Origin of the sequence: Rahnella sp. PAMC25617, assembly GCF_050606005.1 — a bacterium.
GTDB lineage: Bacteria > Pseudomonadota > Gammaproteobacteria > Enterobacterales > Enterobacteriaceae > Rahnella > Rahnella variigena.
Genome location: NZ_JBOCUM010000166.1, coordinates 1 through 287, shown reverse-complemented (window position 1 = coordinate 287; position 287 = coordinate 1). Strand labels below are relative to the sequence as shown.

Genomic DNA, 287 nt, shown 5'->3' with positions numbered 1-287 from the left:
GCCCCATTCGCTGTGTTTGTCTTCTCCACGAGTCCAGATTGCACTTGGATCAGGCATCTTTTCGATTAGGAAAGTTCCACCTGTGACGTCAGTATTTTCACCCACCATATCCAAGGAAATTCCCCAGTTGATTTCGGCTTTACGCTTATCTTTTTCTTCTATGTACCTTTTCGTAGAAATAATCTCATCTCCCCAAAGGAAAGTCAAGGTGCGCTTCAGGTCAAGCTTTCCTTTTTTTATCAAATCTGATGTGATGCTCGCCATTTCCAATTGAGTGCCCACTCCAG

At 43.9% G+C, this 287-nt stretch carries 1 protein-coding gene; it reads right to left on the bottom strand.

The genetic code is table 11. The annotated features are described in order from the left end of the window. The coding region (locus ACM615_RS24095) for a hypothetical protein (protein WP_431012661.1) at nt 1-270 on the bottom strand (270 nt) is incomplete at its 3' end. Between the last annotated feature and the right edge of the window lie 17 nt (nt 271-287).